This window comes from Streptomyces sp. SID13031, assembly GCF_010548305.1.
Taxonomy (GTDB): domain Bacteria; phylum Actinomycetota; class Actinomycetes; order Propionibacteriales; family Kribbellaceae; genus Kribbella.
The window spans coordinates 97,218-117,752 of record NZ_JAAGLV010000021.1 but is presented as its reverse complement, the minus strand read 5'-3'; the positions used below and the strand labels follow the sequence as shown (position 1 = coordinate 117,752).

Genomic DNA, 20,535 nt, shown 5'->3' with positions numbered 1-20,535 from the left:
AGAAATTGCCGAAATCGGCCCTGGGAACCAACGAGGTGCAGTTTATCACGAGGGGTTGGAATTGCTGAATCCGGTCCAGGCTGAACAGGTTTACCTGACGGCTTTCTACGCAACGCTCGACCGTGAGCGCGAACGTACGGAGGGTCGCCGGCAAGACGAGCAGGTGGCCGGCACCAAGAACGCGCAAGCCTTGCACCAGCGCGACGGCCGGGTCCGGGACCTGAACGCCAGGCTGTCCCGGCTGAACGCGGCCGAGGAGGGTCTCGCGTTCGGCCGGCTCGACGACGAGGACGGTGGCGTCCTGCACATCGGGCGGATCGGGTTGCACGACGAGGACTACGAACCGTTGCTGGTCGACTGGCGCGCGCCTGCCGCGCGGCCGTTCTACATCGCCACAGCGGTGGTGAACGAGGGCGTCGTCCGCCGCCGGCACATCCAGACCAGGTTGCGTCAGGTGGTCGACGTCCAGGACGAGCAGCTCGACCTGGACCGGACCGCGGACGGCGCGTCCCAGCCCGGTACCGGTGTGGTCGGCGAGGCGGTCCTGCTCAGCGCGCTCGACGCCCGGCGGACCGGCACGATGGAGTCGATCGTGCGGACGATCCAGGCCGACCAGGACCGGATCATCCGTTCCGAGCTGGCCGGTGTGCTCGTCGTCCAGGGCGGACCGGGCACCGGGAAGACCGCAATCGCGCTGCACCGGGCCGCTTTCCTTTTGTATACACATCGCAGTCAACTGGAAAAGCGCGGAATTCTGGTCGTCGGCCCTAATTCGACGTTCCTGAAGTTCATCGGCCAGGTACTACCGTCGCTCGGCGAGGACGGCGTCCGCCTGGTCACCGTCGCCGAGCTGTACCCGGGCCTGACCGCGACCCGGCCGGAGCCCGCCGAGGTGGCCGAGGTCAAGGGCCGTGCGGTGATGGCCGAGGTGATCAAGACCGCGGTCGCCGACCGTCAATGGGTGCCCGGCCAACCGATCGAGCTGACGATCGACCGGACCGTACTACGGCTGGAACCGTCCGTGGTCGAGGAGACCCGGGCCAAGGCGCGCGCCCGGCAACTGACGCACAACCAGGCCCAGCCGTTCTTCGCCAACGAGACGATCGACCTGCTCACAACGCAGTACGCCGACATCATCGGCGAGGACCCGCTCGGTGGGGAGAACCTGCTGGACGAGTACGACCTGGAGGAGTTGCGCAAGGAGGTCGTCGCGGACCCCGAAGTACAGGCGTTGCTGGTGAAGCTTTGGCCGGTGCTCAGCCCGCAACAACTACTGATCGACCTGTACGGCGATGAGCAGCGACTCGCGTCGGCGGCGCCGCAGCTCAGTGCGCTCGACCGCGAGCACCTGCTCCGGTACGGCGATGACTGGAGCCCCGCCGACGTACCGCTGCTCGATGAAGCCGCTGAGCTGCTCGGTGACGACGGGCGCGACCTGGCTCGCGAACGGGCCGAACGCGCGCGGGCGATCGCGTATGCGCAGGGCTCGCTGGACGTGCTGTCCGGATCAGGGTCGACCGACTTCGACGAGGACGACGAGGCGGAGGTGTTGTCGGCGAAGGACATCCTCGATGCGGAAGCCTTCGCGGCGAGATATGAGGCCGATGACGATCGCACGCTGGCCGAGCGCGCCTCGGTCGACCGGCGGTGGACGTACGGGCACGTGATCGTGGACGAGGCGCAGGAGTTGTCGCCGATGGCGTGGCGCGCGATCGCGCGGCGCTGTCCGTTGCGCTCGATGACGCTGGTCGGCGACGTCGCCCAGACGGGTGCTGCCGGCGGCAGTACTAGCTGGCAGCAAGCGCTGGCACCGACGTTCGGGGACCGCTGGCGGCTGGCGGAGCTGACGCTGAACTACCGGACACCGGCTGAGGTGATGGAGCTCGCTGCGGACGTACTGCGCGAGGTCGACCCGACAGCCAAGGCCCCTCGGTCAGTGCGGTCCACTGGGGTCAAGCCCTGGCACCTGGACGTCCCGGCGGCCGAGCAGGCGGCGTACGTGAGCAAGGTGGCACACGAGGAGACGCAGCACGGGCAGGTCGGGGTGATCACCTCGCGGCACCGGCTCGAGCTGGTGCAGGAGGCAGTCGGCGACGTTGCCGGTATCACCGTGCTTACCGTGGCGGGCGCGAAGGGCCTCGAGTTCGACTCCGTCCTGGTCGTCGACCCCGACGGCATCCTGATCGAGTCCCCTCGCGGCCTGCGCGACCTGTACGTCGCCCTGACGCGCTGCACCCAGCGCCTGGGCGTCATCGGCCCGCTCCCAGAAGTCCTGCAGAGCTCGGACTCCTGGGATGTCCGCACCTGACGGTCCAGCTTTTCGCGTCAGTGGTTAGCGCAGCACTTGATCTGGTGTTCTACCTCGAAGGGGATGAGTACGCCGCCGGCGGCCGGCTGGACCAGGAGGACTACCTGGCCGTTGCGGCGGATCGGGCGGATGAAGCCGCGGGTGTCGATCAGGGTGGAGTCCTCGACGGTGAGGCCGCCCAGTGCTTCTACCTGGTCGATACCGCAGCGGTCACGCAGGTCTGCTGCCGTCAGGGTGCCGTGGGCGTTCTCCTGACCGGGGAACGCGACCAGGCGGCCCGCCGTACCGAGTGCTGTCTCTACTGCGGCTACGTAGGCGCCGCGGACGAGTTGGCTCGGGCCTGCGACCTCTGGCTCAGCCGCCCCCGCGCGGATGATGGCCGAGCCGACCTCCTGGGTCAGAGCTGTCTGGTCGAAGGCAGCCGAGGTACTGATGGAGACAGCCAGGTGGCCGCCTGGCACCACGTGGGTGCAGGCGACTACCGGGCCTGTCGCGGACTCCAGCAGGCCGTGGAGGACATGCTCTGCCTCCACGGCGTCTGCGGAGTCCGCATCGACGGCGATGATCACTTGGTCGGAAGCACCCAGATCGGGTTCGTGTAGAACCACAGGTCGGCCCACGGGTCTGCGTCGCCGACCACGTCCAGCTTCGGACCGGCAGGGTCGATCGCTGCACCGAGGTAGCCCGGCTGGCTGCGGTTGCCGTCGGTACCACGTACGCGCACGTAGTACGGGGTCTCCGCCTTGCCCAGCGGCAGGACCAGCTCGAAGATGCCGCGCTTGCCGGAGGTGTCCCACTGCCGGACGACTTTGGTGTCGGGCGCCGTGAAGGTGTCCTTGTCGCTGACCGCACCCGTCACCGCACCCACGATCGCGTCGACGCGGTTGAGCGACGGCACGAAGTTGGACCAGTTCGGCACGTTCTGCGCGGTGATCCGGACGACCAGCTCGACCGCGCGACCCCGGCGTACGTGCAAGGCACCGCCCAGCGGCTCGCCACGAGTCTTGCCGGCCTCGCGGACCTCGACCTCGACGCCCTTGACGAGCGCGCCGTGGTCGACCCAGACCCGGCCGTTGCGCAGGCCTTCCATCACCGCGCGGTAGTCGCGGTTGTCGGCGCCGACGTGCGTGCGGCTGTAGTAGCCGGGGAAGAAGTCAGCCGCAGTGCGGTTGACCGTGCCGCTGTAGACCGGGTCCATGTAGCGGCCGTCTCGGTCGAACTGGGCCTGGTCCGAGCCGTCGGGTCGGCGGGCGGTCTCGTTCCAGTTCACGTGTGAGTCGGAGTTCGCGCTGATCCACCACGGCTTGCCCTCGGCGAGCAGGCTGTCCCACAGGCCGCCGACAGTGGCGGTCATCCAGTCGAAGCCACCCCAGGTCCGGTACGACTCGGCCGGGTACCCGGGGAAGGAGTTCGCGTTCGGGGCGTTGCCGTAAAGGCCGCGGGCCCCGCCGGCGCCGATCGCGGCGGGCAGGCCGCCGGCCTGGTGACCGGGTGCGCCCTCGAAGCCGACGGCGATCCGCGGGTCCGCGTCGCGCCAGTTGCGGATCTCGTGCGGGCTGTCGATGCCGTTGCGGGCGGGGTGGTTCGCGAGGAACAGTGCGTCCGAGACCCGGCGGAGGTCGACCTGCTGGCCGAGCCACTGGATGCCGTCGACGGCGAGCTGCTCGTTGACCGGCGTGTTGGCACCGGCGTTCTTCACGCTGCCGTCGTAGCTGTTCTCGAACTGCTTCAGTACTTCGACCTCACGGCTGCCCGGAGCGACGAAGACGGTGCCGTGCTCGGCCGCCGGGATGTTCCACTCCAGGCCCTGGAAGATCAGGGTGTCTTTCAGCTCTGCCCGAGCCGCCTTGATCTGCGGGTTGACCAGGTCGACGCCGATCCGGGCGTGGGTGGCGCCACCGTGGTCGGTGATGACGAGCCAGTCGAGACCGTTGGCGGCCGCGTGCTGCGCCTGGTCGATCACCCGGTACATACCGTCGGAGCTCAGCTGGGTGTGGATGTGGTGGTCCCCCGCGAGCCAGACGTTCGGCCGGCCGCCGGAGGTGAACACGTGCGAGGTCGGCGAGGTCGCGGCAGCGAACTCCGCACCGGAGACGGCGAGCGCCGCTGCTCCACCGAGGATCCCGGCCGAGCGCAGCAGCCCGCGGCGCGACAGCTCGGTCGGCGAGAGGTCACTGTCCGGAACCGACTCGTCCAGCGCCGCGGTGGTGGCCGCGTCCAGCTCGGTGTTCGGGTGGTGATGGTCGTGATCGTGCCCATGACCGTGTCCCTGCCCGTGCTCATGGCTGTGATCGTGGCTGTGATCGTGACCATGACCGTGGCCGGTGTGGTCGTGGGTGTGTCCCATCGTGTTTCCTCTCGGATGGCGGAATCCCGCGGGATCATCGCCTTTCCGAATGACATCCAGATGTTGTCCGGATGAACCCCAGCCCCCACCCCTTGCCCCGGAACCCCTTGTTTTGCGACGATGTCGCATTTGACTATTCGCCGTCCACGACCACCCCCAGGCCATAGACAACGCAGAGCGACGGGTCTTCAATGAGCCCCGGGGGGAAACATGAGCGTAGAACCGGATTCAGTCACGGAAAGTCACGAGAACACCCACCTGGGCAAGGACAGCGGGAACGCGACGCTGGCTGCCCTGGCAGGGGTCGCGGTCGGGGTGGTGGTCGTACTGCTGGCCTGGCTCGTCGTCATGATGAGCAGGCAGGACTCGGCCAAGGAGACGGCGTCGACGCCGCAGTCGGCCGGCGTACCGGTTACGGTGAAGACGCTGACCGTGGCTCCGTCGGTCAAAGGCACCACGACGGCGCCGGCGCCAGTACGAACCTTGCCGAAGGCGATCGGCGACGTCCGATCGCTCCCGACGGGACTCTTCTGCCGGGATCTGAAGACCAAGGGGTACAGCTACGTGGCGGCGATCGACTACTGGCGGCTGCACGGTCAGCCGAACCAGATGGATGCCGACCGCAACGGTATCCCGTGCGAGACGGTCTATTCGCGCAGCGATATCGGCCAGTACTGGAACGGGCGTGAGGTCGCCGGCGCCGCGCCACTGACGTCGAATCTGCTCTGCCGGGAGCTCGCCGACCGGGGGGCGACCTACGCTGAAGCCGTGGCCTACTGGTGGTACTACGCCATGCCACTGCGGATGGACGCCGACCAGAACGGCATTCCCTGCGAGACGGTCTACTCGGTTGCCGCGGTCAACAACTTTTGGCTCCAGTGAGACGGTCTGTCTGGGTGGGTGGCCTTCCTGTCCGCGGCCCTGGTGGTTGTGGGTAGTGGGGTGATCGTGCTCAACGCTACCGGGGCTTTCGATCGGGCTGAGTCCGGCAAGTCGACTGCGCCTTCGCCGGTGCCGGTGCCGGTGCCGGTGAGTAGTACGCGGACCAAGACGGTGGCTGTGCCGGTTGAGCCGACCGGTGCAGCGACACCTGAGCAGCCGCAGTCACAGCAGCCATCGAGCCCGGTGGTTCCACCGGTACGGGTGACCAGTACTGCCACGAAGTACGTGTTCCCCGTCGGTGGGTGTCGGGCAGATGCTTCGCAGAGTCATCATGACTACCCCGCGTCGGACATCTTCGCGGATAAGGGGTGCCGGTTCGTTTCGCCGGTTGACGGGCGGGTGGACGAGGTGACTCGGGTGGATTCCTGGTCGTCGAAGACCAACGTCGGCGAGGATCGGGGCGGGTTGTCGGTCTCGGTGGTCGGGGTGGATGGCGTTCGGTACTACGGGTCGCATCTGTCGGCGATCGGGGCGGAGATCAAGCCGGGGCTGGCGGTTCGGGCCGGGCAGACGCTGGGGTTGACCGGGAAGACCGGCAGCGCTCAGGCGACGCCGCCGCATCTGCATTTCGGGATCAGTTGGCCTACGCCTGCTGGGCATTGGTGGATCCGGCGGGGTGCTGTACCGCCGCAGAGTTTCCTCAATGCCTGGCATGGCGGACGGCAGCTTTCGCCGGTGGCGTTGGTGGCCAAGACCCGGCGCTCGTACGGCGTTGACCGCGGGTGCCGGTCCTACTGCTGACGCAGGCTCCTGAAGAAGACGCGGATGTCTTCGACGAGCAGGTCCGGGGCTTCCAGTGCGGCGAAGTGACCGCCCCGTGAGTACTCCGCCCAGTGGGTGAGGTGGTGTTCGCGTTCGAGGATGTGCCGCATCGCGGGGTCGGTCGGGAAGACGGCCACTCCCGTTGGCACCCCGCTCGATGCCGTTGGGTAGCCGCGGCTTTCGTAGTACAGGTTGGCGGAGGTCGCGCTGGTGTTGGTGAACCAATAGATGGACACGTTGGCCAGCAGGTGATCCAGGGCGACGGCGTCCTCGGGGAGCGAGCGCGCCGGGTCGGTCCAGTCGTGGAACTTCTCCAGGATCCAGGCGAGCTGCCCGACCGGTGAGTCGCTGAGGGCGAACGAGACCGTCTGCGGCTTGGTCGACTGCAGCTCGGCATACCCGGTGCCGGTCGCGCGGAAGTGCTCGGCCGTCGCGAGCTTGGCCTGATCCGTCGCGCTGAGCGCGTCGAGGTCACCGGGCTCGGCCGCGGGGAACGCGAGACCGCCATTGAGATGTACGCCGATGACGCGGCCCGGCGCCAGGCGACCGACGAGGGGTGACACCACCGATCCGGTATCGCCGCCCTGCGCGCCGTATCGGTCGTAGCCGAGGCGTTCCATCAGCTCGATCCAGGCGCGGGCGATGCGGACGTGATCCCAGCCCGGCTCCTCGAGCGGCACCGAGAAGCCGTGCCCGGGCACCGATGGCGCGATCACGTGGAAGGCGTCCGCGGCGTCACCGCCGTACCGGCTTGGATCGGTGAGCGGCCCGATCACCTCGAGAAACTCGGCGACCGACCCCGGCCAGCCGTGCGTCAGCAGCAACGGAACGGCCGACGGCTCCGGCGATCGCGCATGCAGGAAGTGGATCGTCTGCCCGTCGATCCTCGTCGTGTACTGCGGTACTGCGTTGAGCCGCGTCTCCCAGACCCGCCAGTCGAACTCCAGCCACCGCTCGACCACCCCCCGGAGATACCCGACCGGTACCCCGCGCTCCCAGTCGCCAGGAAGCTCACGTGGCCACCGGATCCGCTCCAGCCGTTGGTGGAGATCGTCGATCGCGTCTGGTGGGATGGCGATCCGGAACGGGGTGAGCACGTTCCCAGGCAGAGTCGGTAGCGGTTCCGGGAGTCCGAACTCGGCCTTTTCCATACCAGCCAGCCTACGGATCGCCGACGACAGAAAAACGTCCGCACCGGTGAGGTTCGGTGCGGACGGTGAATGTTTTTCTACATCTCAATCAGGCGCATTTCAGTGGGTATTGAGGGCGGCAGGCGAGGGGCAGATTGCCCGCTCTCGCCTGCCGCCGATCAATGGTCAGCGGGGTGCTACATCCCACATGCGCTCGCCGGGCAGGGGGTCGGGGAGCCGGTCCACGACGGGCATCGGGTCGTTGGTGACCCGGAGTCCGGCGAAACGACGGCTCATGGCGTGTGCGTATCGCTCTGCCAACGCCGGCTCGGCGTTGTAGTCGGCGATCACGTGCTCACCGAACCAGACTCGTACGCGTCGGCGCTCAGACGTCTGGGTGGCGGTGGCGGTTGTCACTTGTCCTCCATGCAGTTCCAGGATGGTCGGCCTTGATCGCGGAGCGAGCGCGGTGCCGGTGCGCCGTGTGTTCACCGTCACGTCAGGTTCAACGGGCGAGCCGAACGGAAGGTCACGCACGAAATCTGGCCAATTGTCCAGAATCTCTTCACCGGTCGTTCACCCGGCTCACTGCGCCACTCGAAGGCCTGTTCGATTACTTCGGGAGACGCAATTCATAGCGTTTCCTCAGGTACGACACGCCGAGGCGGCCCCGCGGCCTCCGTACGCTGGTGAAGTGACCATCGAAGACGCCGGCACCAAGACCCTGGCGGTTCCCGACCGGGTCGTTTCACCGACCGGGATCGCTACCGTCCAGACCGAACACCTGATCGGCGACATCAGCGAGGCACTCCGCCTGCTGGACGCCGTGGAGCGGGTCCGCGGCCACGCCCATCCACTCATCCTCGGACTGCAGGACGCCGTCGGGATCAAGATGCCGGCCGCGCTCGTGCTGAGCGCGATCTCCAACGGCCGCGATTCCGCCGAGGCTGTCGCCGCCCAGGTCGGCACCACCGCGGGCGAGGCAGAGCTCGCCATCGCCGAGCTCGCCGCTCTCGGCCTGGCGCGCACCTCACCGGCCCTCACCGTGACCGGAATGGGTCAGGCCAGGCTGTCCCAGCTCGACGGTCTGACCGTCCGGGTGCTCGACGTGATCACCGGCATCCTTGGCCCCGCCGACGCCGCCCAACTGATCCGCCTCCTGCACACCGTCGCCGACGGTCTCGAGTCCGCCGCGATCACCGCCCCGGTCTCCGACCAACTCCCCCCGACCATCCTCCACAACTGACCGCATCCCCAGTACTGGACGCCCACCTCCGACGTTCCCTCTAGTTGGTCGGGGTCGGGTCGTCGTACTTGCCGAGTTGGCCCTCGTAGCGTTGGCCGTTCCGGTATGGCCAGGCGTAGGCGGTGCAGCCGTGCAGGCCGAGGGTCTGCTGCTGCATCACCGGGGCCGGCTGGCCTGCCCCGGTGCAGAGTTCGTGGGCGTTGCCGAGGCGATGGCCGGTTTCGTGATTGATCATGTACTGCCGGTACGTCGTCAGGCCGGCGCCGTAGTTGGGTACTCCCCTGGCCCAACGGGCCACATTGAGGATGACGCGGTCGCCGATCCGGCAGCTCGTGTACTGGTCGAAGCCGCCACCGCAGTAGGTGTCACGAGTGGCGGGCGTGACGAGCATCAGCCGAAAGTCGGCCGTCTCCCCCGGCCCGACCTGGCGGAACCGGTACTTGCCGGCCGAGGCCCAGCCCTGCGGTGCGCCATAGGTCTCGCGGACGAAGCTCGCGAAGGCCGCGTGATCGACGCCCTTGATGCCACCCTCGATCGCGAGCTGAAAGGTGTAGAGCTTGCCGGCCCGGCCGATCGTGGCTGGGTCGCCAGGCAGAACCGTGAAGCTGACCGTGCCACGGACGGGATACGTGATCCCAGGATCGCCCTGCCCGGGCGCCGGGTTGGACGCCGGCGTCTCCGGTACTACGGAGCTGTCAGTACCACCCGGGTCGACCGAGGTGCTCGGCTTCGAGGAGCCGGCCTTGCCGCCACGCGTCTGGCTAGTCGACGTCTCGGTTTCCGGTCGCTCTGGGTAGCCGTTGCGGGAGAAAGGACTGGCCGGAAGCTGGAAGAAAGCTCCGACCGCTACCGCCGCAACGATCCCCAGCGCGGCGATCCTCGTCTTGCGCATCAACAGCTCCTCACCCCGCGCTCCGGTTGAGCGCGTCCTCACCCAGTACTTGCCTGATGAGGCAAATCCCCTTCTCGACGGCCGCAGCTCAGCACCTCTCCTTCCACGGATGGAGATCGTTGCTGCGGGCAAGCACTCCAGGTCTGGTGAATGGGCTGTCGCTGACCGGGCGGGACTTCGCAGCACCGGATCCGCACGGCCCGAAGGTGGGCGGCCGGGACATCTTCGGCCAGGCGACGGAACGAGCACTCGGGCGCAACGGCGTACGGGTGTATTGGGTGGAGGACTTCTTCTGGGCCCACCTGGGCGGTGGCGAAGTGCACTGCGCGACCAACGCACTGCGCGACACCCGGTCTACCGATAGTTGGTGGAAGTCAGGGATTCAGGCGTAGCGGATGCCTAGGCCGCCGTCTACTGACCAGTTGGCGCCGGTGACGAAGGCAGCTGCTCGGGAGGCTAGGAAGCAGACGACCTCGGCGACGTCTTCGGGGGTGCCGATGCGGCCCAGAGGATGGACTGCGAGGGCGGATTCGCGGGCGTTGGGGATGGTGTCGAAGAATTCTTCGAGGAGGTCGGTGGCGATGAAGCCGGGGCTGACGGCGTTGACGCGGATGTTGTGGGGTGCGACGTCGAGGGCGAGGCTGCGGGTCATGCCGACCAGGCCGGACTTGGCGGCGGCGTACGGGAACATGCCGGCGGTGGTGAGGTGGGAGTGGATCGAGGCGATGTTGACGATCGCGCCGTGGCCGGCCTCGATCATCGGGGGCAGGACGGCGCGGGCCATCAGCCAGGCGCCTTGAGGTCGACGTCGAAGACGCTGCCCTCATCTTTTCAGGGGTACGTCCGGAGGATGCCCGCCTTCGCTGACTCGGCGGCGTCGCGGGCGTAGCGCTCGGCGTCGGCCGCCGTCAGCTCCTGCCGCAGCAGCGCGAGCTGGTGGAAGAGAGGCGCGGTCGCGGTGAGCAGGACGCGGTGGGCGTCGGTGCCGGGCGGGATCTCGCCACGTTCGATCGCTCGGGTGACGACGATCGCGCTCCGCTCATAGCGGTCTTTCCAGAAGTCGTGCAGGGCGGCGGCTGCCTCGGCGGTCCGGTAAGACGCTGCGATGACCGCGACCGTCAGCGACGGAGAGGTCGCCAGCGAGCCGTGGATCTCGCGGTTGAGCTCGACCAGATCGCCCTCGAGCGAGCCGGTCTCGGTGGGCACCCAGGTGTCGTCGGCGCCCATCGCGAGCAGGTCGATCAGCAGGCCGTCGACCGTGTGCCAGCGGCGGTAGACCGTGGTCCGGTGGACGCCGGAGCGGGCGGCGACACCGTCAACGGTCAGCCCGTCGTACCCATGCTCGGCCAGCTCCGCCTCGACGGCCGCCAGCACGTCGGCGCGGACCCGCGCGGTCCGGCCACCCGGTCGCGCGCTCTCGGGCGCCGGGGCGTGCCTTGCCTTCGGGGCGGCGTCCATGTCATGATCCTAACGCAACATTCGTCGCATTAGCAGGAGCTAGCAGTGATTCTCTGACCCGCCGTCGAACCGGTCGTCCCAGCGCGGGACCGCCGTCCGTTCCAGCGCGTCAGGAGGACACGTATGTCTAGCCAGTTGTCTTTGCACGAGATCTCCAAGTCGTACGACCATCGCCCGGTGCTCGATCGGGTGAGCTGCGCCTTCCCGCCCGGACAGGTGAGCGGCCTGATCGGCGAGAACGGGTCGGGCAAGTCCACCCTGCTCCGGATCCTGGCCGGGATCGATGCGCCCGACAACGACGGCAAGGTGGAGGTCGCCGAGAGCATCGGCTTTCTCGGTCAGGACAACCCGTTGCCGCTACACCTCACGGTGTCCGCGGTTCTCGATCTCGCCCTGGCCGAGCTGCGGGCGATCGAGGCCCGGATGCTGGAGCTCGAGGGTTTGCTTGCCAATGGCAATGATTCCGGGCTGACCGAGTACGGCGAGTTGCAGACCGCGTTCCAGGTGCGGGAGGGGTACGACGCCGAGGCGCGGTTCCAGCGGGCGCTGGCGGGGTTGGGATTGAGGTCCCTTCCTGGCGATCGGGTGCTGGCGACGCTGTCCGGTGGCGAGCAGGCGCGGCTGCACCTGGCCGCAGTACTGGTTGCTGCTCCTGAGGTGTTGCTACTCGACGAGCCGACGAACCATCTCGATCTGGCGGCGGCGGTCTGGCTGGAGGACTACCTGCTGTCGCGGGCCGGTACGACGGTGGTCGTGTCGCACGATCGCGCGTTCCTGGAGCGGGTCGCGGCGACGCTGTTCGAGGTGGACGGCGACACGCATCAGGTGACGCGCTACGGCAACGGCTACTCGGGGTACCTCAAAGAGAAGGCAGCCGAGCGGGCCCGGATCACGCAGGCGCGGCAGGTCTGGGAGGACGAGGTCGCCATCATGCGCACGACGGTGCAGACCACGGCTGATCGGGTCGCCTACGGCCGGCCGATGACGGACAACAACAAGATGGCCTACGACCGCGCGACCGGCCGCGTCAACGAGGCTGAGCGGAGCAAGATCCGCAACGCCAAGGAGCGGCTGCGGCGGTTGGAGGAGAACCCGCCGCCGGTGCCGTCGAAGCCGCTGCGCTTCACGGCGGCATTGCGGACAGCCGGCTCGACCGGCGTGCTGCTCGATGCGGCCGCGGTGTCTGTACGGGGCCGGCTGCGGGCGACATCGGTGAAGGTTTCGAGGGGTGATCGGTTGTTGATCGCCGGACCCAACGGAATCGGGAAGTCGACGCTGCTCGAAGTACTGACCGGTGGGCTGACGCCTGACTCGGGGTCCGTGGATCGGCGCGGGCAGATCGGGTATCTGGCGCAGGAGGTCGTCGAGGAACGGCCGGATCGGACCTTGCGGCAGGAGCTGATGCTGTACGCCGGCGCTGGCCGGTTGGGATTGTTCAAGCGCGACCAGTTGCAGACGCGGGTCGGTGACCTGTCGACGGGGCAGCGGCGGCGGCTGGCACTCGTACGGTTGCTGACCACGCGGTACGACGTACTGGTACTCGACGAGCCGACGAACCACTTGTCGCTGGTGCTCGTGGAGGAACTGGAGACGGCGCTCGATCAGTACGACGGCGCCCTGGTGGTGGTCAGCCACGACCGGCGATTCGCGTCCAGGTGGCGGGGCGGCGTTCTCGAACTGGAGGAGAAGAGCTTTGCGGAGCACTGAAACTGTTGTTGCTGACAGCAACGATGGCCCGTACGGCGTGGCGCTGGACGGGTCTGGCGCGGACTGGACGACGCTGGCGCATGCCGGGGGCGTGGCGCGGGTCGGTGGCGATGGGGCGGCTGAACGTAGCGCTGGAGATCGGTGTTCTTGCCCACATCCACGCCTAGGAGTGAGCCGATTCACCCGCCGGAGGGACGCGGTTAGGCCGTAGCAGGAGCAGTGTGGATTACGTGACCACATTGGTGGGACCAAGACTTGTTCGTGTGCCCCGGGCGCGGGACGTACTTGCGGTGGGGCGCCCGGCCTTCTGGGTTGTCTCTGTAGTGCCGTACTACGTCGGGGTCCTGCTCGCGACGCATCGGCTGGTGCCCGTGGTTGCGGACTGGCCTCGCTTGCTCGTCGGGGCTGTGGTGATGGGGCCGTTGCTCTGGTTGTCGGTGTTGGCGATCAATGATGCGTATGACTTGCCTGGCGATTTGATCAATCCGCGGAAGTCGAAGTCGCCGTTGCTCGACGGGCGGGTGTCGTTGGCCGAAGCGAAGTGGCTCGCGGTCGCGGCCGGGGTGGCTTCGGTCGGGGTTGCCTTCTTTGTGGGGACGACCTTTGCGTTGGGTGTCGTGCTGGCGGTGGCGTTGGGGTTCGCGTACAGCGTGCCGCCGGTGCGGTTGAAGACTCGGGCCGGATTCGATGTTGCGGCGAACTCGCTGGCTTTGGGGACGTTCGGGCCGTTGGCGGGATGGGCTGCGGTCAACCCCACCTGAGTGGGTTTCCTTGGGTGATGGCGTTGCAGGGGACGTTGGCGGCGATCGGGCTCTACCTGCCGACGACGCTCGCCGACTTGGAGGCGGATCGCGCGGCGGGGTACCGGACGATCGCGGTGCGGCTCGGCGCGCGGGCGACGTACCGGCTGGGGTTTGCGTTCTGGGTCGCGGCGGCGGGGCTGTCCGTCGTACTGGCGGCCTTGGATGCGGTGATTCCACGCAGCATGCTCGCGCTGGAGATCGTGATGGTCCCGGTCCTCGTCGCGGCATACCGGCGCTTCATCGGCCCGGGCATGACATTCAAGGGTGTCGTCATCCTCGCCACCCTGTTCCTCCTCCCCTGCGGCACTTTCGCCCTCACCTACACCGGCGTCCTCTGACTCACACCTCTCCGGCTCCAGCCGTTCTGTTGGTATGACCTGGAAAGAAGAACTCGACGAACACGGCTGCGCGCTGACGCCCCCACTGCTCACGCCCAAGCAGTGCGAGGAGATCTCCGGCCTGTACGACGAGGTGCGGCGGTTCCGCTCCACCATCGACATGGCCCGCTACCGGTTCGGCTCGGGGCAGTACCGGTACTTCGATCACCCGCTGCCCGACGTCGTCGCCAAGCTTCGGGAAGAGTTCTATCCACAGTTGCTCCCGGTTGCGCGCGAGTGGGCGGCCAAGCTCAACCGCCCCGCGCCCTGGCCGGACACTCTCGACGAGTGGCTCGACGACTGCCACCGGGCGGGGCAGACGAAGCCGACGCCGATCCTGCTCAAGTACCAGGCCGGTGACTGGAACGCCTTGCACCGCGACCTGTACGGCGATCTTGTCTTCCCGCTGCAGATCGTGATCGGGCTGAACAAACCGGGCGTCGACCACGAAGGCGGCGAGTTCCTGCTGGTCGAGCAGCGGCCGCGAGCGCAGTCGCGCGGCACTGTCACGCTGCTGCCTCAGGGGCGGGGACTGATCTTCACCACGCGCGATCGTCCGGTGAAGTCGGCCCGCGGCTGGTCTGCCGCACCGGTCCGGCACGGCGTGAGCACCATCCGCTCAGGAACCCGCCACACCCTCGGCCTTGTCTTCCACGACGCCGCGTGACAACTGCCGCCGGCGAAGCGTCCCGAGCGACAGGACATAGTCGGGAGGTTGGGCTGGCCCCACGCTCACGGGGGCGGCGGATAGTCGCAGCACAGGCACTATGTCCTGTCGCTCGGGACAAGTGGTCCTCGTCAGTGGCGCAGGTTCTCGCGGTGGGAGGCATCCGGGCCCTGGGCGGTGTGTTCGCTGATCCGTAGCCGGAACGACCGGCGTTCGACAGCGGCGACCACCTCGTCGAGGACCTGAGCGAGTGGCACTGAGAGCTCCGCGTCCAGCTCGGCCAGCGCGGTGGTGGTTGCCTGCCACTCCGCTTCGATGATCGGCAGCAACGCGCGCGCCTTGACGGTGAGGTGGACGATCCGCTGCCGCGCGTCCTTGCCGGGTTCGAGTGTGACGAAGCCGGAACGGTTGAGCTGGGCAACCGTCTGACTGGCGGCGGAGTGTGTCACCCCGACCGCCCCGGCGAGCGCCCGGATCGACAACGGGCCCTCGGCAACCAACGCCCGGACGATCGGCGAGAACCGCGGCCGGTACTCCGGCAAGCCGGCGTCGACGTAACCCTTCGCCACATCGCCGTCGAGCAACTCCAGCACGTGCCGTAACCGAGTACCGATCGCGCCTTCCATGGGAGTAATCTAACAGCACTGTTAGATTGAGGCGATCGACGGAGGCCCGATGCACCAGGAGACCGAGCCGTACGACCGCGGGATGCTCGACGTGGGAGATGGGCAGCTCGTCTATTGGGAGGTCTGCGGTAACCCCGAGGGGAAGCCGGCCGTGGTGCTGCATGGTGGGCCGGGATCGGGAGCCGGGGCGTTCTGGCGTCGCTTCTTCGATCCGGCGAAGTACCGGGTGGTGTTGTTCGACCAGCGCGGCTGCGGTCGCAGTACGCCGGATGCCGCCGAGCCGGATGCGGATCTGAGCACCAACACGACCTGGCATCTCGTCGCGGACATCGAGCAGCTGCGCGAGCAGCTCGGGATCGAGCAGTGGCTCGTGCTCGGGGCGTCGTGGGGTGCGACGCTCGCTTTCGCGTACGCCGAGCAGCACCCGTCGGCTGTCTCCGAGATCGTGGTGTTCAGCGTGACGAGCACGACTCCCCGTGAGGTCGAGTGGATCACCCGCGACATGAGCCGGATCTTCCCCGAGGAGTGGACGCGGTTCCTGGACGTCGTACCGGTGGAGGAGCGGGATGGGAACCTTGCGCTCGCGTACAGCCGGTTGCTGCACGATCCCGATCCAGCCGTGCGGGACAGGGCGGCGAGGGCTTGGTGCGAGTGGGAGGACACGCATGTGTCGACGTACCAAGGCTTCAAGCCGGATCCGCGCTATGAGGACCCGACCTTCCGACTGCGGTTCGCGCGGCTCGTGTCGCACTACTGGGGTCACGCAGGATGGATCGAGGACGGCGCCCTGCTTCGCGACGCACCCAAGCTGGCCGGCATCCCCGGCGTGCTCATCACCGGCCGCCTGGACATCAGCAGCCCACCCGACACCGCCTGGCGACTAGCCCAGGCCTGGCCGGACGCCGAACTCCACATCGTCACCGACGCCGGCCACGGCGCAGGAAAAGCAAGCGTCTCCGACCTGGTCCTGACCGCAATCGACCGGTTCGCAACCCAGCCGAAGAGCTGACCGCTACGCCATCTCCTCACCACTCGATCCCAGCCTGTACTGACGTCAGGAACCGTAGGGATTCGTCAGGGTGATCGGCGTGCCGGCGATCTCCAGGATCGGCTCCGGGAAGCGCGAACCGGCGATGTAGTAGCGGGCCCGGGTACGGCCGACCGGCTGGAGGAATTGAGCCGTCACGAGGTCTCTGAGATCACGTTGCGCCTGTTGCCGGTTGAGGCCCTCGGACTGTTCGTAGCGGGAGCGTCTGACTCGTCCGGCCATGGCGATGTCATGCAGCGCGGTGACCAGCCGCTCGTCGAGACCTGCCTGTTTGACGAAGTCGCCAAGCGCCGTCCAAGCGCGTGCCGAACGGTCGAGCCGACTCTGAACAGTTTGTGCCTGCTGGTGATAGGCGATGAGGTTGAAACGAATCCAGCCGGCGACGTCCTGATCGGGAAGGTAGACGGCTCCGCGGAGGGTGAGCTCCCGGTAGTACTCCCAGGTGTTGCCGGGGCGACCGAGCCACGCCTCGATAGAGGAGAACTCAGGCGCCAGCACGCCTTCCCGCGCGATCATCAAGGTCTGCAGAGAGCGAGACATCCGGCCGTTGCCATCAGCCCATGGATGGATGGAGACGAGTTGCAGGTGTGCCATCGCCGCCCGGACCAGTAGGTGCGTGGAGTCTTCCGCGTTCAGCCAGTCGACCAGCTCCGCCATCAGTGCCGGGAGTTCGTCGGCGGGGGGCGCCGTATAGGCCGCGATACTGGGATCGCGGACGTCGGTGACGTAGACAGCCCCCTTGCGCCATTGCCCGGCCGGCTTGCGGGAAGTGTGCCGATGCCCTTGAAGCATCCAGTGCAGCGCGTTGAGAAAACCCTTGCTGTAGGTGAAATCCTCGACATCGTGCAACGTCTGGAGATAGGTCATCATGCGTTGGTAGGCCAGGGTCTCTTCGCGATTCTCATCGGAGATCTCGACATCGCGCTCACCCGCCATCAGGTCCTCGACATCAACCGTCGACACCTTGAAGCCCTCGATCGAGTTCGACCCGGCAACGGCGTCCGCGGTCAGGAACTTCCGCAGACCAGCCGTCCATTTGGTGGGCGTCGCGCGGACTTGATGGCGCAAGGCGTCCCGCATCCGGTCGATTTCAGCCAGAACGCGTTCGTCAGCGGCGGTGAGCGCAGGCGTCGGGAAGAGCATCTCTTAAAAATAGATTGATACAATCATTACGTCAATGTTTGATCCGTACCTAGCGGCACATTTGCTCTCGGAGATCCGGCGACAACGGGAGCCTCGCTGGTTAGGTGGGTCGGGGTGGCTCAGGCGGGCGATGCCGGGGTGACCCCGCTGGCAGGCAGCCGGGTGGAGCCCGTCCTTTGTCGTAGCGCTTGCTAGGTCGCTGCGGTGGTGTAGCGGGCGGCTAGTTGGTGGGCTGCTTCTTTCAGGGCGGGTGGAGTGGTGAACTCCATGGCGGCCTCGAACATGCCGAAGGTGGCTGCTAGGCCGGTCCAGGACCAGCCGTTGAGGGTTAGGCGGCAGGTGGTGGGGGTGACCTCTTCTACCAGGGCGTCGCGGCCGGCCCAGCGGGCTATGTCGGCGGCCTTGGCTTGGAGGATTGCTGTGCCTCGGCAGGGCCATTGGTTCTGGCTCTGGAAGCGGGTTGAGATGTAGGTCGAGACGTCGGGGGCGGGGAGTTCTCGGGGAGTGAATCGGGGGCCCGTCGGGGTTTTGGGGAGCATGCGGTCGACTCGGAAGGTTCGCCAGTCGTTGCGGTCCAGGTCCCAGCCGACCAGGTACCAGCGGCCGCCCCAGGTGACCAGGTGGTGGGGCTCGACCTTGCGTGGGGGCACCCACTCCCCCGCGGGCGCGTCGGGTGAGGCGTAGTCGAAGCGCAGTACTTCGCGGGCGCGTACTGCGGTGCCGATCGCGATCAGGTGGTTGGAGTCCACCTTGATGCGGCGCGAATCGGCGTACCGGTCGATGGTGGTGACCTGGAGCGCGTCGACGCGTTGACGCAGGCGCGCGGGCATCACCTGGCGGACCGTGGCGAGCGCGCGCAGGGCGCCCTCTTCGATGCCGGTGACCGTGGTCGTCGCGGTCTGCAGGGCGACGGCGACCGCGATCGCCTGGTCGTCGTCGAACAACAGCGGGGGCAGGTCGGCGCCCGCGTCGAGGCGGTAGCCGCCGTCCGGGCCCTTGCTCGCGCGGACCGGATACCCGAGGTCGCGCAGGCGATCCACGTCGCGGCGGACCGTACGCGGGCTCACCTCCAGCCTTTCGGCCAGTAGCGCGCCCGGCCAGTCGCGGCGGGCCTGTAGCAGGGACAGCAGCGAGAGGAGCCGAGCGGAGGTTTCGGACATGACTTCAGATTGCCACGAGTACCGGCCAGAACCTGTCCTCTACTGCTGGAAATGTCGTCGGTGTCAGGCCCCCAACGAAGGAGACACCGTGATCAGCACCCGAGAGCTCACCAAGGACTTCGTGGTGAGCCGCACCGAGACCGTGCACGCGGTCCGCGGCATCAGCCTGGACGTCGAGCCGGGCGAACTCGTCGCCGTGCTCGGCCCGAACGGCGCAGGCAAGACGACGATGCTGCGGATGCTCACCACCCTGATCGCCCCGACCTCCGGTACCGCGAAGGTCGCCGGGTACGACGTCACGGCCGACCCCAGCCGGGTACGCCGGCAGATCGGGTACGTCGGCCAGGGCAACGGCGCGGGCCACTCGCAACGGGTCCGCGACGAGCTCTACGGCCAAGGCGTCATCTACGGCCTCGACCCGCGATCGGCGAAGCGGCGGACCGACGAGCTGCTGGACTCGCTCGAGCTCGGCGAGCTGGCCAAGCGCAAGGTGTCCGAACTGTCGGGTGGCCAGCGCCGCCGGCTCGATGTCGCGATGGGGCTCGTGCACGCACCCGGGCTGTTGTTCCTGGACGAGCCGTCGACCGGGCTCGATCCGCAGAACCGGGCCAACCTGTGGGCCCACATCCTCCGGATGCGCGAGCAGTACTCGATGACGATCGTACTCACCACGCACTACCTGGACGAGGCGGACTCGATGGCCGAGCGGGTCGTCGTGGTCGACCACGGCGAGGTGATCGCCGACGACACCGCCGATGCGCTGAAGGCCGATCTGGCTGGCGACCAGCTCGTCCTGACCGTTGCGCCGGGCAACCTTTCGCAACTCGCCGAGCTGGCGCACAAGTTGCCCGGCGCAAGAGAAGTGGTTGGAGACGGCGACCGGCTGACCGTACGCGTCGCGGACGGGCCGAAGGCGTTGCCCGAGCTCATCGCGGCGAGCCAGCACTACGCAGTACCGGTTACTGCCGCCCAGGTACTCAGGCCGACGCTCGATGACGTCTTCCTCAATCTCACCGGCCGCAGCCTGCGCGAGGCCGACTCCACCGGAAAGGCCGCAGCATGAGCACGCTCACCGTTCCCACCGTGACCCACCAGGCCGTCAGGCCGATGAACCGGAACCTCTTCCGGGACACCGCGATCGTGATGCGGCGGGAGCTGAAGCCGGTCCTGCGCGACCCGTTCTCGCTGATCTTCGGGATGATCCAGCCGCTGGTCTTCCTGGCCCTCTTCGGTCCGCTGCTCGCGGGTTCGCTCGGCGGCTCCCTCGACGGTGGCGTCTGGCAGTGGTTCGTGCCGGCCATCCTGGTGATGACGACCTTGTTCGGTACGTCGACGACCGGGTCGAACCTGCTCTTCGAGTTCCAGACCGGCGCGCACGAACGGATGCTGGTGACGCCGCTGTCCCGCTCGTCGCTGCTGATCGGGCGGGCGCTGAAGGAGATGGTGCCGCTGTTCGGGCAGGCGGTGATCGTGATCGCGGTGATGACGCCGTTCGGTTTCGACCTGCACCTGGGCGGCGCGATCGTCGGGCTGGTGCTGCTGGCCGTGTTCGGGGTCGGGCTGGGCTCGTTCAGCTATGCGCTGGCGATCGCGGTCCGCAAACAGGAGTGGATGTTCTGGGTGGTGCAGCAGACGTTCCTGTTCCCGCTGATGATCCTGTCCGGGATGCTGCTGCCGCTGGAGACCGGGCCGGAGTGGATGCGGGTCGCGTCGAAGTTCAACCCGCTGTCCTACCTGGTCGACGCCGAGCGGACGCTGTTCGCCGGTGACCTCACCTCGACGGCAGTCCTCTGGGGCTGGCTCGCCGCGCTGGTCACTGTCGCGCTCGGCCTGACGGTCGGCATCCGGATGATGCTGCGGTCGGCTGACTGATCCACGCCCGATGACCCTGAGGCCGCAACCGGCCTCGGGGTCCTGCG

22 protein-coding genes are annotated in these 20,535 nt (G+C 67.6%); 12 read left to right on the top strand and 10 right to left on the bottom strand.

Features of this window, described 5'->3' with window-relative positions; all coding sequences use genetic code 11:
- Positions 1 to 55: 55 nt before the first annotated feature.
- Positions 56 to 2,308: an AAA family ATPase gene (locus G3I17_RS33085; protein WP_239063150.1), complete on the top strand. Its 2,253-nt coding sequence runs from the start codon at positions 56 to 58 to the stop codon at positions 2,306 to 2,308.
- A gap of 17 nt (positions 2,309 to 2,325) precedes the next feature.
- Here G3I17_RS33085 and G3I17_RS33080 read toward each other — a convergent pair whose 3' ends face one another.
- Positions 2,326 to 2,877: a hypothetical protein gene (locus G3I17_RS33080; RefSeq protein WP_164602029.1), complete on the bottom strand. Its 552-nt coding sequence runs from the start codon at positions 2,875 to 2,877 to the stop codon at positions 2,326 to 2,328.
- Complete coding sequence (locus tag G3I17_RS33075) at positions 2,874 to 4,655, bottom strand: PHP domain-containing protein (protein ID WP_164602027.1); 1,782 nt, start codon at positions 4,653 to 4,655, stop codon at positions 2,874 to 2,876. The genes G3I17_RS33080 and G3I17_RS33075 overlap by 4 nt, the downstream gene beginning before the upstream one ends.
- Before the next feature lie 210 nt (positions 4,656 to 4,865).
- Between G3I17_RS33075 and G3I17_RS33070 the strand changes: the two genes are divergently transcribed.
- Both G3I17_RS33070 and G3I17_RS33065 read left to right on the top strand, forming a co-directional pair.
- Positions 4,866 to 5,537: a hypothetical protein gene (locus tag G3I17_RS33070; RefSeq protein WP_164602025.1), complete on the top strand. Its 672-nt coding sequence runs from the start codon at positions 4,866 to 4,868 to the stop codon at positions 5,535 to 5,537.
- 18 nt (positions 5,538 to 5,555) lie between these two features.
- Positions 5,556 to 6,338: a peptidoglycan DD-metalloendopeptidase family protein gene (locus G3I17_RS33065; RefSeq protein ID WP_203591096.1), complete on the top strand. Its 783-nt coding sequence runs from the start codon at positions 5,556 to 5,558 to the stop codon at positions 6,336 to 6,338.
- Here the strand turns inward: G3I17_RS33065 and G3I17_RS33060 are convergent.
- Entirely contained in the window at positions 6,329 to 7,510 is a 1,182-nt protein-coding gene (locus tag G3I17_RS33060; RefSeq protein WP_203591095.1) for an epoxide hydrolase family protein, read from the bottom strand. The two genes, G3I17_RS33065 and G3I17_RS33060, sit on opposite strands and share 10 nt — an antisense overlap.
- A gap of 165 nt (positions 7,511 to 7,675) precedes the next feature.
- Complete coding sequence (locus G3I17_RS33055; RefSeq protein ID WP_164602023.1) at positions 7,676 to 7,906, bottom strand: hypothetical protein; 231 nt, start codon at positions 7,904 to 7,906, stop codon at positions 7,676 to 7,678.
- A 277-nt stretch (positions 7,907 to 8,183) separates the two neighbouring features.
- Between G3I17_RS33055 and G3I17_RS33050 the strand changes: the two genes are divergently transcribed.
- The gene (locus G3I17_RS33050) at positions 8,184 to 8,735 is read left to right on the top strand and encodes a MarR family transcriptional regulator (protein WP_164602021.1); all 552 of its coding nucleotides are present in this window, start codon (positions 8,184 to 8,186) and stop codon (positions 8,733 to 8,735) included.
- 40 nt (positions 8,736 to 8,775) lie between these two features.
- On the opposite strand, the gene G3I17_RS33045 is transcribed toward G3I17_RS33050, so the two are convergent.
- Positions 8,776 to 9,627: a DUF3152 domain-containing protein gene (locus G3I17_RS33045; protein WP_203591094.1), complete on the bottom strand. Its 852-nt coding sequence runs from the start codon at positions 9,625 to 9,627 to the stop codon at positions 8,776 to 8,778.
- 56 nt (positions 9,628 to 9,683) lie between these two features.
- Here G3I17_RS33045 and G3I17_RS33040 point away from each other — a divergent pair, with 56 nt between their 5' ends.
- The gene (locus tag G3I17_RS33040; RefSeq protein ID WP_164602019.1) at positions 9,684 to 10,019 is read left to right on the top strand and encodes a protein-arginine deiminase family protein; all 336 of its coding nucleotides are present in this window, start codon (positions 9,684 to 9,686) and stop codon (positions 10,017 to 10,019) included.
- On the opposite strand, the gene G3I17_RS33035 is transcribed toward G3I17_RS33040, so the two are convergent.
- Both G3I17_RS33035 and G3I17_RS33030 read right to left on the bottom strand, forming a co-directional pair.
- On the bottom strand, positions 10,010 to 10,411 hold the full coding sequence (locus G3I17_RS33035; protein ID WP_203591093.1) for an SDR family oxidoreductase: 402 nt from the start codon (positions 10,409 to 10,411) through the stop codon (positions 10,010 to 10,012). The genes G3I17_RS33040 and G3I17_RS33035 overlap by 10 nt on opposite strands.
- Before the next feature lie 47 nt (positions 10,412 to 10,458).
- Entirely contained in the window at positions 10,459 to 11,085 is a 627-nt protein-coding gene (locus G3I17_RS33030; protein WP_164602017.1) for a TetR/AcrR family transcriptional regulator, read from the bottom strand.
- Positions 11,086 to 11,208: 123 nt separating this feature from the next.
- Between G3I17_RS33030 and G3I17_RS33025 the strand changes: the two genes are divergently transcribed.
- The 4 genes from G3I17_RS33025 (at position 11,209) to G3I17_RS33015 (ending at position 14,639) form a co-directional block, all read left to right on the top strand.
- Positions 11,209 to 12,792 carry an ABC-F family ATP-binding cassette domain-containing protein gene (locus G3I17_RS33025; RefSeq protein ID WP_164602015.1) on the top strand — a complete coding sequence of 528 codons (1,584 nt, stop codon included), beginning with the start codon at positions 11,209 to 11,211 and terminating at the stop codon, positions 12,790 to 12,792.
- A 263-nt stretch (positions 12,793 to 13,055) separates the two neighbouring features.
- A complete protein-coding gene (locus G3I17_RS40125) occupies positions 13,056 to 13,553 on the top strand; it encodes a UbiA prenyltransferase family protein (protein ID WP_203591092.1) in 498 nt (165 codons plus the stop codon).
- Positions 13,554 to 13,570: 17 nt separating this feature from the next.
- On the top strand, positions 13,571 to 13,933 hold the full coding sequence (locus G3I17_RS40120) for a hypothetical protein (protein WP_203591091.1): 363 nt from the start codon (positions 13,571 to 13,573) through the stop codon (positions 13,931 to 13,933).
- Between the two features lie 34 nt (positions 13,934 to 13,967).
- A complete protein-coding gene (locus G3I17_RS33015) occupies positions 13,968 to 14,639 on the top strand; it encodes a 2OG-Fe(II) oxygenase (protein WP_164602012.1) in 672 nt (223 codons plus the stop codon).
- A gap of 131 nt (positions 14,640 to 14,770) precedes the next feature.
- On the opposite strand, the gene G3I17_RS33010 is transcribed toward G3I17_RS33015, so the two are convergent.
- Positions 14,771 to 15,265, bottom strand: coding sequence for a MarR family transcriptional regulator (locus G3I17_RS33010; RefSeq protein WP_164601995.1), 495 nt, complete (start codon positions 15,263 to 15,265; stop codon positions 14,771 to 14,773).
- Positions 15,266 to 15,314: 49 nt separating this feature from the next.
- On the opposite strand from G3I17_RS33010, the gene pip reads away from it, so the two are divergent.
- A complete protein-coding gene (gene pip / locus G3I17_RS33005) occupies positions 15,315 to 16,274 on the top strand; it encodes a prolyl aminopeptidase (protein WP_164601993.1) in 960 nt (319 codons plus the stop codon).
- A gap of 45 nt (positions 16,275 to 16,319) precedes the next feature.
- Here pip and G3I17_RS33000 read toward each other — a convergent pair whose 3' ends face one another.
- Positions 16,320 to 17,276 (bottom strand): Fic family protein, encoded by a 957-nt coding sequence (locus G3I17_RS33000; protein ID WP_343238496.1) that lies wholly within the window; start codon positions 17,274 to 17,276, stop codon positions 16,320 to 16,322.
- 371 nt (positions 17,277 to 17,647) lie between these two features.
- Complete coding sequence (locus G3I17_RS32995) at positions 17,648 to 18,616, bottom strand: WYL domain-containing protein (protein WP_164601989.1); 969 nt, start codon at positions 18,614 to 18,616, stop codon at positions 17,648 to 17,650.
- Between the two features lie 88 nt (positions 18,617 to 18,704).
- On the opposite strand from G3I17_RS32995, the gene G3I17_RS32990 reads away from it, so the two are divergent.
- A complete protein-coding gene (locus tag G3I17_RS32990) occupies positions 18,705 to 19,679 on the top strand; it encodes an ATP-binding cassette domain-containing protein (protein WP_164601987.1) in 975 nt (324 codons plus the stop codon).
- On the top strand, positions 19,676 to 20,488 hold the full coding sequence (locus G3I17_RS32985; RefSeq protein ID WP_164601985.1) for an ABC transporter permease: 813 nt from the start codon (positions 19,676 to 19,678) through the stop codon (positions 20,486 to 20,488). Before G3I17_RS32990 ends, G3I17_RS32985 begins: the two co-directional genes overlap by 4 nt.
- Positions 20,489 to 20,535 lie beyond the last annotated feature (47 nt).